General features: G+C 56.4%; 12 protein-coding genes. 4 read left to right on the plus strand and 8 right to left on the minus strand.

Translation table 11 applies throughout. From position 1 onward, the window contains the following. The first annotated feature begins 50 nt into the window (after positions 1–50). Positions 51–542, plus strand: a complete 492-nt coding sequence (locus DT594_RS04875) for a M48 metallopeptidase family protein (RefSeq protein ID WP_149331607.1) — start codon at positions 51–53, stop codon at positions 540–542. A 16-nt stretch (positions 543–558) separates the two neighbouring features. Here the strand turns inward: DT594_RS04875 and DT594_RS04880 are convergent, their stop codons facing one another. Both DT594_RS04880 and DT594_RS04885 read right to left on the minus strand, forming a co-directional pair. Beyond that, positions 559–978, minus strand: a complete 420-nt coding sequence (locus tag DT594_RS04880; protein ID WP_149331608.1) for a PaaI family thioesterase — start codon at positions 976–978, stop codon at positions 559–561. A 97-nt stretch (positions 979–1,075) separates the two neighbouring features. After that, entirely contained in the window at positions 1,076–1,849 is a 774-nt protein-coding gene (locus DT594_RS04885) for an SOS response-associated peptidase (protein WP_149331609.1), read from the minus strand. Positions 1,850–1,946: 97 nt separating this feature from the next. Here DT594_RS04885 and DT594_RS04890 point away from each other — a divergent pair, with 97 nt between their 5' ends. Both DT594_RS04890 and umuC read left to right on the plus strand, forming a co-directional pair. Further along, complete coding sequence (locus DT594_RS04890) at positions 1,947–2,384, plus strand: LexA family protein (RefSeq protein WP_149331610.1); 438 nt, start codon at positions 1,947–1,949, stop codon at positions 2,382–2,384. Beyond that, complete coding sequence (umuC, locus tag DT594_RS04895; RefSeq protein WP_149331611.1) at positions 2,377–3,648, plus strand: translesion error-prone DNA polymerase V subunit UmuC; 1,272 nt, start codon at positions 2,377–2,379, stop codon at positions 3,646–3,648. The genes DT594_RS04890 and umuC overlap by 8 nt, the downstream gene beginning before the upstream one ends. A gap of 171 nt (positions 3,649–3,819) precedes the next feature. Here the strand turns inward: umuC and DT594_RS04900 are convergent, their stop codons facing one another. From DT594_RS04900 to ilvD, 6 genes are all read right to left on the minus strand, one after another. Further along, positions 3,820–4,191 (minus strand): GreA/GreB family elongation factor, encoded by a 372-nt coding sequence (locus DT594_RS04900; protein WP_149331612.1) that lies wholly within the window; start codon positions 4,189–4,191, stop codon positions 3,820–3,822. 603 nt (positions 4,192–4,794) lie between these two features. Further along, on the minus strand, positions 4,795–7,356 hold the full coding sequence (hsdR, locus tag DT594_RS04910) for an EcoAI/FtnUII family type I restriction enzme subunit R (RefSeq protein ID WP_149331613.1): 2,562 nt from the start codon (positions 7,354–7,356) through the stop codon (positions 4,795–4,797). Between the two features lie 85 nt (positions 7,357–7,441). Further along, the gene (locus tag DT594_RS19050; protein WP_149331614.1) at positions 7,442–8,620 is read right to left on the minus strand and encodes a restriction endonuclease subunit S; all 1,179 of its coding nucleotides are present in this window, start codon (positions 8,618–8,620) and stop codon (positions 7,442–7,444) included. Continuing rightward, positions 8,620–10,101: a class I SAM-dependent DNA methyltransferase gene (locus DT594_RS04920; RefSeq protein WP_149331615.1), complete on the minus strand. Its 1,482-nt coding sequence runs from the start codon at positions 10,099–10,101 to the stop codon at positions 8,620–8,622. The genes DT594_RS19050 and DT594_RS04920 overlap by 1 nt, the downstream gene beginning before the upstream one ends. Positions 10,102–10,798: 697 nt before the next feature. After that, complete coding sequence (locus DT594_RS04925) at positions 10,799–11,134, minus strand: hypothetical protein (RefSeq protein ID WP_096344882.1); 336 nt, start codon at positions 11,132–11,134, stop codon at positions 10,799–10,801. A gap of 231 nt (positions 11,135–11,365) precedes the next feature. Continuing rightward, positions 11,366–13,060 carry a dihydroxy-acid dehydratase gene (gene ilvD / locus DT594_RS04930; RefSeq protein WP_149331616.1) on the minus strand — a complete coding sequence of 565 codons (1,695 nt, stop codon included), beginning with the start codon at positions 13,058–13,060 and terminating at the stop codon, positions 11,366–11,368. A gap of 322 nt (positions 13,061–13,382) precedes the next feature. Between ilvD and DT594_RS04935 the strand changes: the two genes are divergently transcribed. After that, on the plus strand, positions 13,383–15,560 hold the full coding sequence (locus DT594_RS04935; RefSeq protein ID WP_178091418.1) for a TonB-dependent siderophore receptor: 2,178 nt from the start codon (positions 13,383–13,385) through the stop codon (positions 15,558–15,560). Positions 15,561–15,902 lie beyond the last annotated feature (342 nt).

A 15,902-nucleotide genomic window follows, 5' to 3' on the forward strand; every position in this document is an offset into this window, starting at 1 on the left:
CCTGAGTCCTGTATCATCGGTCGCTTCAATGTTCTGACTATGAAGCGACCGTGGCCACGCTCAAATACCTCAACGGATACAGCCCCAGCCTGCAACAGCAGGTACAGGCACTGATCGACAAGAACCAGCTAGGCAGTTGGCTGGAACAGCGCTACCCGCCGCAAACCCAGCACCTGATCCAATCCGACGCTGCGCTCTACGACTACACCCAGCGCCTCAAACAACAGCATATGCGCAGCAGCGATCCGGTCAGCAAGGTGTTCTACGACACCCGCATGCACGTCATCGACAACGCTCTGGGCCAGCACCAGTTCGTCAGCCGCGTGCAGGGCAGCAAGCTCAAGCGCAAGAACGAGATCAAGGTCTCCGCGATCCTCAAAACCCTACCCGAACCGTTACTGCGCATGGTCGTGGTGCATGAGCTCGCGCATCTGCGCGAGAAAGAACACAACAAAAGCTTCTACCAGCTGTGCCAGCATATGGAAGCGGACTATCACCAGTTGGAGCTGGACCTGCGCTTGTTTCTGACCTTGCGCGGATAGGGCAGTATTTCCCAGGTCATTTCAGCGGCTGCACCTTGAACACCGCCTTGGCCGTCGCGCAGAGCTGATCATTGGAATAGATATTCGCGTCAGCAAAGCACAGTGATTTACCCACCCGCGACGGCGTCGCACGCACTTCCACCCAATGGCCTACGTGCGCCGTACCCAAAAAATCGATCGTCATACTCACGGTCACCAGCCCCCCGATATTCTCCAACTGCCTGGCACAACTCAGCCCCATGGCATTGTCCGCCAACGCGGAGAGCAGCCCGCCATGCACAAAGCCGCGGCTGTTTACGTGCGGCGCATCGGCGAGCAAGCCCAGGCAGAAGGTGCTTTCAACGCTGGCAGCGTAGATTGGCTCCCAGGGATCGGTCAGGCCGCTCTTGCGGGTGTGGGGTTTGAAACCGGCGGGTATTGCTTGAGCGTTTTCCATGACGTGCCCTCAATTGAGATTTATACAACCATATAGACCAGTCTTTATAATTATCCAATTGGTAACGCACTTCAATAGGCCAATGAGCGGGGCAGCGCTAGATCAATTCGAGTGAATGCTGTTCGCTCAGGGGCAGGGGAGGAGACACCGCCTTCTCTGCCATAGGTTTAATCAGGTCTGCGCCGTGACTAGTCACGTTACCCACTTCCTTGCCCACCTTGAACCACTCAAAGGACTCCACGGGTTCGGCGTAATACCTGGCCAGCTCCTCAGCGCGCTCAGAGGTCAAGCCTGGCTCAAGCCATTCCCGCGCAACCTCAGGTGGCAATACCACAGGCGTGCGGTCATGAATGTCGATCATCCCGCGTTCGCTGGCCGTAGTGATCACCGCAAAGCCGTCCAGCTCGCTTGGCTTGCCATCAGGGCCCCGCGGAAATTGACCAATAGCGGCCCAGAACATCGGCTCGCCAGACTGGAGGCGAATGTAATATGGCTGCTTGCGGGTTTTGTCTTCAGGATCCTTGACCCACTCGTACCAGCCGTCTGCGACTACCAGACAACGGTTCGTCCATGCCGCGCCCCAATAGGGGTTGGTCGGAGCTTCTTCGATGGTCGCGTTGATCACCGGTTTTCTAGGCTTTGTGGCTTTGCCAGCGCTTTTAGCTTGAGCCCAGTGCGGCGCGTAATGCCATGGTACGGCGCTCATCCGTAACCCGTCTTCATCCCAGTGCAACAGCTGAACCCGAGTAGTAGGCGCGACGTTGTAGCGCTCAAGTGGCTGATCGCTGGGCGCAAAAGCCAACGCGGCCTGCCAGTTAAGGCGCTCCAGGTAGCGCACTTCAGACTGATATTGGGTATAGCGACCGCACATAGATTCCGCCCGTCTGCTGGTTACACATTTCTTTTGACCCTGAATGGGTAATCTCGTTTACTGTATGCACGTACAGTATTTATCAAGGTTACCTGATATGAACGTCATTACCAACTTAGGCCCCTTGGGCAGCTCGCTGATTGAGCTGCCTTTTTTTTCCTCGCGTGTTTCTGCCGGCTTTGCCAGCCCCGCGCTGGACCATATGGAGCAGGCTCTGTCCCTTGATGAACTGCTGGATATCGACGCGCCGCACACCTACCTGGTGCGCTCAGCCGGCGACAGCATGGAAGGCGCCGGCATCTTTGATGGCGATATTCTGGTGGTCAACCGCGCGGTCAAGGAACAGAACGGCAATATCGTGATTGCCGCCATCAACGGCGAAGCACTGGTGAAGCGGTTGTGCATTCGCGGTGATGAGGTAGTGCTCAGAGCCGAAAACCCCAAGTATCCGCCGGTATACGTGATGGAAGGCGATGAGCTGCTGATCTGGGGTGTGGTGAAATTCAACATACACGGGCATCTGTGTCATGGCTGACCCGGTGTTTGCGTTGATCGACTGCAACTCTTTTTATGCCAGTTGCGAGCGGGTGTTTCGCCCTGATCTGGCACGCACGCCCATTGTGGTGCTGAGCAACAACGACGGCTGCGTCATCGCCCGCTCGGCCGATGCCAAACCCTACGTCAAAATGGGCGCCCCCTACCATCAGGTGCATGAAGTGTTGAGGCAGCACGGCATCCTCGCCTTCAGCAGTAATTATTCGTTGTACGGCGATATCAGCGAGCGCGTCATGACCGTGATCGAAGGCCTGGTACCGGGCCTGGAGGTGTACTCAATCGATGAAGCCTTCGCCGATATGAGCGGCATCCAGGACCGGGACCAGCTAGGCCGCCAGATACGCGCCAAGGTACTCAAGACCACCGGCATACCCACCTGCGTCGGCATAGCTCAAACCAAAACATTGGCCAAGCTGGCGAACCACGCAGCTAAACGCTGGCAAAAGCACTACGGCGGCGTAATGGACATCTGCGATCCCGAGCGCCGCGACAAGGTGCTGAAGGCAGTAAAGGTCAATGAAGTATGGGGTGTGGGCCGGCGCATGAACGAACACCTCACGGCCATGGGTATAAACACCGCGTGGGACCTGGCCCAGGCCGACGCCTGGACCCTGCGCCAGAAGTTCAGCATCGTAGTGGAAAAGACCGCCCGCGAACTGCGCGGCGTATCCTGCCTCGCGCTGGAAGAAGCAGCCCCGGCCAAACAGGAAATCTGCAGCAGCCGTTCATTCGGTCACCGCCTGAAAGAAATAGAGCCGATCCGCGAAGCGGTGGCCACTTACGCATCCCGCGCATGCGAGAAACTAAGGGCGCAAGGCTCGCTGTGCAAAAAGGTCCGGGTCGCTATCCGCACCGGCATGTTCAACCCCACCGAAGCCAAGTTTGCCAAGGGCATCGTCTGCGAACTGCCATACCCCACGGACGATACGCGGCTGATCATCCGCGCCGCGCTACAAGGGCTGGACGCCGTATTCAGGAAAGGGCACGCCTACGCCAAGGCAGAAGTCATGCTGCTGGATCTGCGCCAACAGGGCGAGTTCACCGATGATCTGTTCGCCGAGACTCAGCCCGTCGCCGCCGAAAAGGTCATGAGCGTGCTGGACAGCATCAATAACCGCTGGGGCAGGGGCACCATGCGCCCGGCCCGCGTGCCGGTCACGCCCGAATGGGGCATGAAGCAGGACCTGAAAAGCCCCAACTACACCACCCGCTGGGATCAGTTGTGGACGGCGCGGTGTAAATGAGTTCTATCTAGTTGCGAAGTCTTCGGTTAGCGACAGCTAACGGCCAGAAGCGGTCCTTGAGTAACTTCGAAGCCGGGGCCAATTCAGAGGGCGCTGCGGGACGGAAAAGCCGAATGACCCAACCCCCAAAAGCAGTAGGACTCTCGTGGTGAGAGCCCGGGTTCTGGATATTTATTCTGGGTGTTTAACGCTCGAAACTAAAAATTTATATCCGCTGCCATAGCCGGGAATCGTCAGGCTATGTCCCGGCAGGCACGCCAGCAGAGCACAACCGAGGGGGGAGAAAATCGAAATTTGAGATCCTTTGCTGTAATTTTTGGCGGTTAAGGTCAGCGTTTGGAACTCCAAAGTTTCTCTATCCAATAAAACAACGGTGCTGTTGATTCGTGCTCGAGGATCATTAAGTGCTTTTGCCCCATCGAGACCTAAAGACTCCAGTTTTCCCACTACAGTGGCCAGTTCGCGCGGACCAATCATAAGGCAAGTCGAGCCACTGATCTTTTTTCCGCGCACATGCGCGCGAGCGCCAATAACGGACGACATTTCAAAATCCTATGTGATGTTTGAGATAAACGATAAGCCGGGTACGGTGGCCCCGTCCCGGCTTAATTCAGGAAGGCGAAAGGTCTTGCGGTATTTCTATCAGTCATGGGCATGGCAAATTGGTCTTTCTCGTGTTCTACACTGGCTACCATAAGCTACCTAGAAATAAAGACAACTCCGGGGCCATACATATTGTAAAAAGAGAGCATCTGCCCACGTGGGAAATTGAAGTGAACCTGGGCTTGCTGGATGTGCCGGATCAGTTTGTGCCGGCTTATGAGCTTTGGGTTAAACGGCGTGAGGGGTGGTTGCCGGAGTTTGTGGGGCTAGGCGATATGAGGGATCGGGAGGGGTTGGGTCTGGGTGAGGATAAAATTCTTTGAAGGGCAGTTTTCGGCCAAAAAAAGCGGTTGCTCACCATGAGCAGTTTCCACCTCATAAACGTCACTGTAGGTCTGGCTGCACCTCTTCCGTGGGGCGTTGACCCAGAGTGAATTACCTGCGGGGGTAATATTCATCTGACCCCGATTACTCAGGTGGTGAAGACACCAACCCGGAGAAGTTGTTCGCTGCACGACCTATCATCTTTTTAAGGCTGTGGCGTCAGGTCCGCCGGTTTTTATCCTGGCTCTGCGCTGCGTAAAGGAGCCGTTGAAAGCCCAGAAAGGTTTCGCGGATCGTTGCCGTTGAGCCCATTTCACTCGCTGCATCGCTGATGGTGTTGTATTTCAGCTCGATCAGGCCGCGCATCTTTTTCGGTGATAACTCTGCCACACCGTCTTCGATGTATTTGCTCAGCACAAAATCGATGAATTCCTGTTGTTTGTAGTTGCTGTAGGCCTGAGCGATGGCGGGCTTGGCGCTGTGTACCCGCTCTGTGCGGGTGTGGGTTTCGGCGGCATAGGCAACGTAAGCCAGCACGTCGTAGACGTCGCTGTCTTTGGCGTCGATGAGTTCTTTCATGCTGTCCAGCTGCTCCTCGCCGTAACCGGCCTCACTCAGGTCTTCCAGCAGCTTTTCGCGGGTGGCGGGGTCGCTCCATATCTGGCGCAGCTGGTCTTCGTCGCTGAAGAACTGGGGAATCTGGCCAAACAAACGCTCGATAAACTCTTTGGCAGTAATCGGCTTGCCTTCGGGGCTCCAGTACAGCGCCGAGGCAATATGTTTGATGCTGCGCGCTTTGCCGTCGCTAAGGTGAATCACCAGCTTTTCAGGTTTTTTGCACGCGCAAGGGGATTCACCGCATACCGGGCATGGCTGGTCGGCACACACACAAGGGTTTTGCCCACATTCCGCGCAGCCTGCTGCTGGGCAGTTGCAGGGCACTTCCGCACAAACCGGGCAGGCCGTTACGCAGCCACAGGGATTAAAGCCGCAAACCGGGCAGGGCTCTTTGGAGCAGGTGCAGGGGTTGTGGCCGCAGGTTGCGCAGTCTTTATCCTCTGGCGGCAGCGGCTCGCCATCCCACGCTGGGTCGGCAAAGTTGTAGTGCGCTTTGACGAAGTCGTAGATGGTGAAATAGTCTTTGCCATCGTACAGGCGGGTGCCGCGACCGATGATTTGCTTGAACTCGATCATGTTGTTGCAGGGCCGCATCAGCACGATATTGCGCACATTGCGGGCATCCACCCCGGTGGAGAGTTTGCGCGAGGTAGTGAGAATGGTGGGGATGGTCTTTTCGTTGTCCTGAAATACCTTCAGGTCACTCTCCCCGGCGCTGCCATCGTTGGCGGTCACACGCACGCAGTAGCCGGGGTTGCTGGTCCATTTCCTCTCTACTGCGTACTGGTTGATAAAGTCCCGCACCATGCCGGCGTGTTCCTGGGTGGCGCAGAAAACGATAGTTTTGTCATGGGGGTTGATGCGATCCATCCAGTAGCGCACGCGCATCTGCTCGCGCTGGGGGATGGTGATAATGCGGTTGAAGTCCGCCTCTTTGTAGACGCGGCCTGGTTCCGACTCGCCTTTGATCACCACACCATCGCCGGGGGTGTAGACGTACTCGTCCAGGGTGCCGACGATGGGCAGCACTTTAAACGGGGTGAGGAAGCCGTCGTTAATGCCTTCCTTCAGGGCGTAGCTGTAAACCGGCTCGCCAAAGTAGCTGTAGGTGTTGGCATTCACCGTGCGCTTGGGCGTGGCGGTGAGGCCCAGCTGCACTGCCGGTGAGAAGTAATCAAGAATATCGCGCCAGCTGCTCTCGTCGTTGGCGCCGCCGCGGTGACACTCATCGATGATAATGAAGTCGAAGAAGTCTTCCGGGTAGTCGCCGAAGTAGGGCGTCTTGTTGCCGTGCTCGTCTTCTGGCCCGCTCATAAAGGTCTGGAAGATGGTGAAGAAGACGCTGGCATTCTTAGGCACCGCCCCCAGTTTTCTAACCTCCCCCGGTTCAATGCGCACAATGGCGTCTTCACCAAAGGGGCCAAAATCGTTAAAGGCCTGATTGGCCAGTACGTTGCGGTCGGCCAGAAATAGAATGCGCGGGCGCTTTTTGGCGGCAGCGGGGTGGGTTTGCGCATGCAGGCTCCAGCGGCTGTGGAACAGCTTCCAGGCGGCTTGAAAGGCAATGCAGGTTTTGCCGGTGCCGGTGGCGAGCGTCAACAGAATGCGCTGCCGGCCCTGAGCGATGGCCTCCAACGCGCTATTGATGGCGTTTTCCTGATAGTAGCGGGGCTGCCAATCGCCTTTGCACTCAAAGGGAATCTGGGCAAAGCGCTCGCGCCACACGGCGGCAAAGCCCGGCTCGGGCAGGGCGCCGGGCTTATGGCTGGGGTCAAAGGTCAGCTGCCACAACTCAGCGGGGCTTAAAAAGCGCTCTACCAGCTTTTCTTCACCGGTGAGCATATCCATCTGGTAGATATCGTGGCCATTGGTGGCGTAGCCAAAGCGGCACTGCAGGCGCTGGGCGTAGTCCTTGGCCTGACGCACGCCCTCGGTATAACTCAGACTCTCCTTTTTGGCCTCAATGGCCGCCAGCTTGCGGCCCTGATACTCCATTACATAGTCACTGTTCAGGCTGGCCGCGCGTTTGCCGCCACCGATGATCCGGCCCTGGGTAATCGACCACTCGCGGCGGATATAGCTGTGCTCCACCACGCCCCAGCCCGCCTCGACCAGTTTGGGGTCGATCAGGTTGGCTCTGGTATCCGCTTCGTTCATGGTCATGGGTTGTCCGTTCCCTGCAATTCTAAATATCTAATATGAAATCCAGCTGGCCTGTTCTGTTCTTAGCAAAGAGACAAATGCCAGATCAGGCAGCTACCTCATTGCAACGCTTTGTCAGCTCTCCTGAAAAGGCTTTTTGTAACAGAGATTTTTTTAGCTCATCTAATCGATCGAGCTTAGCTTTGTATATTCTTTGAACCTGATTTAATTCATCTTCTAGAGCAGAAATCCTTTCTACAATATCTTTGGCTATCACACTATCGACCGAGGGGACGGAGATGCTGTTGAGGGCCTTTTGGTTCAGTTTTGGCTGAGCCATTCCGGAGACATAAGGCTCCAGAGAAATGGAGTTCAGATAGTACTCTATGAACTTTTGAATAAACGAATCCTTAAACCTCAATACGTGGGCATGATTGTTAACCCAGTATTTGCCAGTGGCTGTAAATGCAATTGGATAGGTTCTAGCCAATAGATTCGCACCATCTTCTGAAACTAATAGCAACTCTTCATCAAAAATATAATCATTTACGTAATCAACGATTCCAGAGGCCCCATAATAAGGGTGTTCACCCTCAACTCTATCCTTCTTTGTGATTGGGATTCTTTTGCTATCAAGGTTTTCTGCGATGTCCGCAAGCGTAGAGTCAACCCACCCATCCCCACTCAGGCTAAACACCTGCTGCAAATAGCTTTCAAACAGTTCGCGGGCGTTTTTGAGGTTTTGTTCGGTTAAGGCGCGGGCTTTGTCGATGTCGGCAAAGGCCTGGTCGAGGATGGCGACGATGCGTTTTTGTTCTTCTACGAGGGGGAGTGGAATTTCTGAATCTTCAATAAATTCCTTAGGTACTCGTTTATGTCCAACTGCACCAGTCATTACGGCCTGACCCTGCTCTCGGAACGATGGGCGCAGAAGGTAGTAGTACAGGTACTCTGGAATTAACTGGTTCGAGGTCCGAAATACGATGAACTCGCTCGATCCAAAGCCGACCCCATTCGTCAGGCCTTTTGCAATGCCTAGCTTTCCATTTTCAAAGCATGGTGTGATTTTGGCCAGCAGAACATCATTTTCAGCAAAGTAAGTATAGCTGCCAGTTACTTCGGAAAGTGCTTTGTCTTCCTCCAGTGCTAGATGAGGGGTACCAATGCCCAAGTTGTTCATTGGGACAAACGAAACCAAATCACTTTCTTTCAATGTCTTTTTGGCTTCTGATTTTGGTGGTTTGATCTCGCAGCATTCTGCCAGCCTGACATTCTTCCAAGTCATCAGCCTGTAACCCTCTGAATCTTCGCCAATATCGCCTCACTCTCTTTATCCAGCGCAATAATCTCGGCAATGATCTCTTTCGGCTCCCGCAGCTCGGATTCTTCCTTCGCATTGGGGTTTTTGACCGATAGGTCCCAGGTGGCCCGATCAAGGTCAGCGACATTGAGTGACCAGGATTGGTCCGAATCTGCCAAGCCTTTCTGCAGCTGCACAAACGCCTGCAGATCGTTGTCGTTGAGCGGGTTGGTTTTGCCCAGGCTGCGGCCGGGGTCGAGCTGGTAGTACCACACCTTTTGCGTGGGTTCGCCTTTGGTAAAGAAGAGCACCACGGTTTTCACGCCAGCGCCGAGGAAGGTCTTGGCGGGGCAGTCGAGCACGGTGTGCAGGTTGTGGTTTTGCAGCAGCTCTTTGCGCAGGGCGACAGCGGCGTTGTCGGTGTTGCTTAAAAAGGTGTTTTTGATCACCACGGCGGCGCGGCCACCGGGTTTGAGTATCTTCATAAAGTGCTGCAGAAACAGAAAGGCGGTTTCGCCGGTTTTAATCGGGAAGTTCTGCTGCACCTCTTTGCGTTCTTTGCCGCCAAAGGGCGGGTTGGCGAGGATGATGTCGTGCTGATTGCTGGGTTGTATGTCCTGCAGGTTTTCCGCCAGCGTGTTGGTGTGGATCACGTTGGGGGTTTCGATGCCGTGCAGGATCATGTTCATGATGGCGATGACGTAGGCGAGGGATTTTTTCTCTTTGGCATAAAACGTTCGCTCTAGCAGTGTTTCCTTATCGCTGGTGGATAAGCTGCGTTTTGGCTTGGTCTTCTGCTCATCTTCGTAATACAAATAATCGAATGCCTCACACAAGAAGCCTGCCGACCCAGCCGCGCCGTCGTAAATGGTTTCGCCGATGTGCGGTTGTACCACGTCGATCATGGCGCGAATCAGCGGGCGGGGCGTGTAGTACTCGCCACCGTTACGCCCGGCGTTGCCCATATTCTTGATCTTGGTTTCGTACAGGTGGCTGAGTTCGTGCTTTTCTTCCTGGGAACGGAAGCGCAGCTCGTCGACCTTTTCCAGGGCGTCTCTTAATGAATAGCCGCTCTGAATTTTGTTTTTGATCTCGCCAAAGATCTCGCCAATTTTGTATTCGATGGTGTCGGGGCCGTCGGCGCGCTTTTTAAAACCCTTGAGGTAGGGGAAGAGTTCGCCATCCACATAGTCCATCAGGTCATCGCCGGTGAGGGCGTTGTTGTGGTCAAAGTTGCCCGCGGCGTCCTTGGGCGCGGCCCAGCGGCTCCAGCGGTGGGCGTCGTCGATGATGTACTGGTAGCCTTCGCCCATCAGCTCGGCTGCAAGGCTACGCTCATGCTCCAAGTCGTCCAGGTATTTGAGAAACAGCATCCAGCTGGTCTGCTCGGTGTAATCCAGCTCACTGGAGCAACCAGCGTCTTTCCACAGAACATCGTCAATGGCTTTGAAGGTTTGTTCAAACATCTGGGGCGTGAATCCTTTTCAGTAGTGCCGTCTATCGCTGCAGTCGCAGCTGGCTTATGCCGTCAGATTTTGCCTTATTTGCTGCGGCGTGTCGTTGCTTTTGGGATTAGTCGACCACTACAACATCGGGTAACGATGGAGCAAGTGGAACGCTCAAGGCTAATGTTGGAGCTGAGCATTGTCAGCAACGCCACATTCGAAAATTCTACGAATCGGAACAAGTTCGCAAACTGGCCCAACCCCGTTTGTGGTGGTCGGACTCCGTTGGATATATTGGAAAATGATGACCCTGCGGCGCTCCGGCGTGCGGTTCACCAGCTTGGCTCTCAATCCCGTTGGTCTTGGTAAGGCGGGGCGACCCTAGGTCGAATTCCGGCCGATCTCGCTTGCCGATTGAGACCGAAAGCCGACCAATCCGGCTGGAGAATGGTCCGACACACTGCTTGGTAAGCCTCATCTGAAATGAAGGTGACTTTGTCCTTCCGGATGGTTTTCACGGCCTATTGTTGGGCATCGCTGCGGTGGGGAGGGTGCTGGCTTGGGCGGTGCATGATGCTACGCTGGCGCTTGATCTGATCGCCCCGGAGGTAATTATTGCCGCTGTGTTGCTGCTGGCGGCACGCCGGTTGGGTAAGACGGGTTAAGGCTACATAGTCAACCCACAGCTTCAGCTTTACGGCCACAAATGAGGCCGACGTCACTGCGCCTGTATCCAGCCATCCTTGGATTTGGCCATTAACATTTCCGAGCGTTGTACCGAGCGGCCGACGACCGGTGCTGTCGCATCCACTTCTACATCGCAGCGGTAGACATCCGTGCGTTCTTCTTCGCAACTATGGAGGGTGACGTCGTGGATCTCGACTTTCAGCATGCCGGACATGCTCTCACCGCCGAGCTCACCCAACATGGCGGACATCTGCTCCATTTGCGCTTCCAGCAGCGCTTTGACGTCCTTTTCCGACGGCCCGCTCGAGCATGCGCTGAGCAGTAGGGTTGAGCCCAGCAGGAGCGCTCCGTAAATGGCTTTTTTCATTCTGATCCCTGATGTTGGTTTTGTTGTAATGCATTAGCTGTCCGTCAGCGAGGTCATGTCAGATGCCAGGGCGGGGCAATACTAGACCTGATCCTGATTTCTCACGCGGCAGACTTATTATCAACTAATGGCACAAACTGAAGCTGGTACGTGTTCTGGGTGGCGTGTTGATAGTCCTTGCGGTGCTGCCAGTGATCAACTGCAAGCGCTAGCGCGCACCGCATGAGGGCTCTATAGATTGGTATCCGTCACCGCACCTTCCGAGGCCGAGGCGACTGTTTTGGCGTACTTCGCCAGCACGCCGCGGGTATAGCGCGGTGCGGGTTCTTGCCAGTTACTCAGCCGTCGGGTGATTTCTTCGTCAGTCAGGTTGAGGACGATTTGCCGGGTTTCCGCGTCGATGGTGATCTCGTCGCCGTCCTGCACAATAGCTATCGGGCCGCCTGCCTGGGCTTCTGGTGTGACATGGCCCACCACAAAGCCGTGGCTGCCGCCGGAGAAACGGCCGTCGGTAATCAGCGCAACCTTGTCACCCAGTTGCTGGCCCATGATGGCTGAGGTGGGGCTAAGCATTTCGCGCATGCCGGGGCCGCCTTTGGGGCCTTCATAGCGGATAACCATTACATCACCGGCGACTATCTTGTTGGCAAGTATGGCGGCCATGGCTTCTTCTTCGGAGTGGAATACCCGGGCCTTGCCGGTGAACTGCAAGCCTTCCTTGCCGGTGATCTTGGCCACTGCGCCGCCAGGGGCGAGGTTGCCCTTGAGGATGACCAGATGACTGTTGCGCTTGATCGGGTTATCGAAGCTGCGAATGATGTCCTGCCCTTGCGGGTAGGGCTGCACCTTGGCCAGGTTATCGGCCAGCGTCTGGCCGGTGACGGTCAGGCAGTCACCGTGCAGCAGGCCGCGCTCCAGCAGCATCTTCATCAGGGGCTGAATACCGCCAATCTGGATCAGCTCGGACATCAGGTATTGCCCACTGGGGCGCAGGTCGGCGAGTACCGGTACTTTCTGGCCGATGCGGGTGAAGTCGTCCAGGGTAATCCGCACGCCGATAGTCGAGGCCATGGCGATCAGATGCAGCACGGCATTGGTTGAGCCGCCCAGGGCGATCACTACGGTAATGGCGTTCTCAAAGGCTTCACGGGTCATGATGTCGCTGGGTTTGATGTCCCGGCGCAGCAGCTCGAGGATGGCCTGGCCGGCGCGTTCACAGTCCTGGGTCTTGTCTGCGGATACGGCGTCCTGGGCCGAGCTGCCGGGCAGGCTCATGCCCATGGCTTCAATGGCCGAGGCCATGGTGTTGGCGGTGTACATGCCGCCGCAGGAGCCGGCGCCCGGAATCGCCGTTTCCTCGATCTGCTTGAGCTCGATATCGGATACCGTACCCTTGGCATGGCCACCCACCGCCTCGAACACGGAAATGATGTCGGTGTGGTTCTTGCCCGGGCGAATGGTGCCGCCGTAGATAAAGATGGCGGGGCGGTTCAGCCGCGCCAGACCCATGATGCAGCCGGGCATGTTCTTGTCGCAGCCGCCAATGGCGATAATGCCGTCATGGCCCATGCAGCCGGAGACGGCTTCAATGGAATCGGCAATGATCTCGCGCGATACCAGCGAGTACTTCATGCCTTCGGTACCCATGGAAATGCCGTCCGAGATGGTGATGGTGTTGTAGATCACGCCTTTGCCGCCAGCGGCATTGATGCTGGCGTTGACGGTCTCGGCCAGGCCGTTGATGTGCATGTTGCAGGGCGTGACCATGCTCCAGGTGGAGGCTACGCCCACCTGAGGTTTGCGAAAGTCATCAGCGCTGAAGCCAACCGCATGCAACATGGCGCGGCTGGCGGCGCGTTCGACGCCTTCCACGACTTGGCTGGAGTGTTTGCGCGACGGCTTGGCGGGGGTGTTGTCGTCAGTCATGGCTGAGGGCCTCTGGTGTTCGGGGGATTTCAATGCGCTGTGGGGTGGCTATTGCCAGCCGAGCGCCTGTTCGCACTCTAGCACGCTAGACCCTGTACGCGGATTGTAGTGGAACGGCAGCTATTTAGCTGCAGACAGCGCCTGTGCAGGTTGATAAGTGCGCTGCTGCAAAGGTTCGCTTTAGGGCTACACCTGGTAGCAGACACCGAACGTGGCAGAAATATGATTCTTGTGGATCTAAACGATAAGTATTACCATTCGCGACCGAAGTTCGGGCGCGTTTGCTCTGAACATGGTTCGTTCTGACTATCGTGGAGACACCGTGAAACCTCACCCCAGCCAAGTTGCAGATCTGACACTTTTAACCTGCGCCATTCGCCGCGCCCGTTGGTTTGCCGCCGCAAGCACTCTGTGCCTGCTTACCCCGGTGGCAGTAGCGCAATCCGCCTCTGATGACAGGGACGCCGCGTATAAACTGGATGACACCGTTGTTGAGGCCTCAACCGGAGCTACGGTTCAATCAGCTGATAGCTACAAGGTAGAACGGAGCAGTACTGCGACGCGTTTGAGCCTGACGCCCAGGGAAACTCCGCAGTCGGTATCGGTTGTCACCGCGGCCCAGCTCAGGGATTTTCAGCTAACCGGCGCAATTGACGCCCTCGAGACGACGCCCGGGGTCAGCGTAGAGCGGGTTGAAACCGATCGCACTTACTTTACCGCCCGCGGTTTTGACATCACCAACTTCCAGTTCGACGGACTGGGCACTCCCATGATGTACAAGAACATCCAGGGCGATATCGACACGGCTGTCTACGAACGGGTCGAGGTTCTGCGCGGCGCCAATGGTTTGCTCTCTGGCACCGGTAATCCTTCTGCAACGGTCAACTTTGTGCGCAAGCGCCCAACGCGGGAGGCACAGACTTCGCTATCCGGAACTGTTGGCTCCTGGAACCACAAGCGACTGGAGGCAGATGTGTCGGGGCCATTGGGAGCCGCTGACAAGGTCCGTGGCAGATTGGTCGTTTCGGCGCAGGATGGCGAGTCGTACCTGGACCGTATGGAGCGCGAACGACACACGGTGTATGGCGTCGTCGAAATCGACATGACTGACCGTACGCTGCTAACAGCGGGCCACAGCTGGCAGCAGAATAATACTGATAGCCCGCTGTGGGGCGCGTTGCCGCTGTACTACACCGACGGAAGCCCGACCGATTATGACGCGTCTACCAGCACCTCGGCGGACTGGGCTTACTGGGACAATACCGATAACCGCAGCTTCGTTGAGCTGTCCCATTTGTTGGCCAGTGGCTGGGAGGTCAAAGGGGCGCTGAACTATCTCGATCACGACTCCAATTCCGAGCTGTTCTATCAGTACGGCACGCCCGATCGGCAGACCGGGCTGGGTCTGTTTGCCTATCCAAGCCAATATGAACTTAACATTGAAAAGCTGGTTGCCGATTTGCACGTGAAAGGACCATTTGCGTTTGCTGGTAGAGATCATGAGCTCGTAGCTGGTGTGCAGTGGTCGCGTTCTGAACTGGAAGATATGTCGAATTACGGTCAGGGCATCGGCACGCCGCTACCGCCCCTTGACCAGTGGAATGGCAATTATCCCAAGCCGCCATACAACTCGGGTGTGGACGGCAGCGAATGGATCGATAAGCAGGCCGGCCTCTATTCTACCGCGAGGCTGTCCCTGACCGACCGGCTGACGGGGCTGGTTGGCGGCCGTCTCAGCCGATTCGAGGGAGACGGCAACAGTTACGGTGTGACCCGCGATACCAGCTATAGCGGCGTCTTTACGCCGTTTGCCGGGCTGGTGTTCGACCTGAACGAGCGGATGTCGCTATATGCCAGCTATACCGAAATTTTCCAGCCGCAGACCGAGGTCGATGCCAATCGGGATCGGCTGGATCCGATCGAAGGCGTTCAATACGAGACCGGTATCAAGGCAGAAATGCCGGGCGGCGCAGATGCCAGCCTGGCCCTTTTCCGCATCGAACAGGACAACGTTGCCGAAGCACGCGGCACCATCCCGGGGAGTGTCGATACTGCCTATGTAGGGAGGCAGGGTCTGACCAGCGAGGGTGTCGAGGCGACACTCGCGGGGGAGGTGCTACCGAATCTGCAGGCCAGCTTGGGTTACACCTATATTGACCTTCAGGACTCAGAAGGCGAAAGGGCGCGCGCTTTCATTCCCCAGCATATGGTGCGGGCGATGAGCACCTATCGTTTGCCCTTCTACGAGGCGGTCAAGGTAGGGGCGCAGGCAAGCTGGCAGGATGTCATCTATCGCGAGCAGGGAGCGGGTATTACTTCTCGCCAGGATGCTTATGCGCTGGTGGACCTTATGGCCAGTTATGACCTCAGCGAGAATCTGACCGCGACGCTCAACGTCAACAACGTTACCGACGAGAAGTACCTGACAAGTCTCTATTTTGCGCAGAGCTACTACGGTGCTCCCCGTCACGCCATGCTGACACTGGCTTGGGACTACTGATCAGCGTCAAGTAAGAGGCGGGAGCATGCGGCATCGTTCCCCCTCTGAATGCATCTGCTTTCCCGCGCGAGGGAGCCGAGCTGCGCCTGCCGGAGTCGGAGTAGGCGTATAGCCCATGCGCGAGGGAACAGTCTCATGGCCACCCACCCTCAACGCGAACGCGGGTGGTCCAATGCGCGGGACCAGGTATCGTTATTGCAGCGAGGGCAGACCGCTGATACCTGGCTGTTTAAACGCTGTACATTTCCGCAGCGTACACACGCATGCGCTGTTCCTTGCCAGCCCGGCCGCACATTTCATGACCGGCTCGGTGATGACGGTGGATGCGGGATTCAATGCTTG

It is taken from the genome of Halopseudomonas laoshanensis, assembly GCF_008365385.1.
GTDB lineage: Bacteria > Pseudomonadota > Gammaproteobacteria > Pseudomonadales > Pseudomonadaceae > Halopseudomonas > Halopseudomonas laoshanensis.

What these genes read in the sequence shown, in the direction of transcription:
- DT594_RS04880 (WP_149331608.1), bottom strand. Translation starts at nt 978, where the DNA reads ATGGAAAACGCTCAAGCAATACCCGCCGGTTTCAAACCCCACACCCGC.
- DT594_RS04885 (WP_149331609.1), bottom strand. Translation starts at nt 1,849, where the DNA reads ATGTGCGGTCGCTATACCCAATATCAGTCTGAAGTGCGCTACCTGGAG.
- DT594_RS04890 (WP_149331610.1), top strand. Translation starts at nt 1,947, where the DNA reads ATGAACGTCATTACCAACTTAGGCCCCTTGGGCAGCTCGCTGATTGAG.
- umuC (WP_149331611.1), top strand. Translation starts at nt 2,377, where the DNA reads ATGGCTGACCCGGTGTTTGCGTTGATCGACTGCAACTCTTTTTATGCC.
- DT594_RS04900 (WP_149331612.1), bottom strand. Translation starts at nt 4,191, where the DNA reads ATGTCGTCCGTTATTGGCGCTCGCGCGCATGTGCGCGGAAAAAAGATC.
- hsdR (WP_149331613.1), bottom strand. Translation starts at nt 7,356, where the DNA reads ATGACCATGAACGAAGCGGATACCAGAGCCAACCTGATCGACCCCAAA.
- DT594_RS19050 (WP_149331614.1), bottom strand. Translation starts at nt 8,620, where the DNA reads ATGACTTGGAAGAATGTCAGGCTGGCAGAATGCTGCGAGATCAAACCA.
- DT594_RS04920 (WP_149331615.1), bottom strand. Translation starts at nt 10,101, where the DNA reads ATGTTTGAACAAACCTTCAAAGCCATTGACGATGTTCTGTGGAAAGAC.
- DT594_RS04925 (WP_096344882.1), bottom strand. Translation starts at nt 11,134, where the DNA reads ATGAAAAAAGCCATTTACGGAGCGCTCCTGCTGGGCTCAACCCTACTG.
- ilvD (WP_149331616.1), bottom strand. Translation starts at nt 13,060, where the DNA reads ATGACTGACGACAACACCCCCGCCAAGCCGTCGCGCAAACACTCCAGC.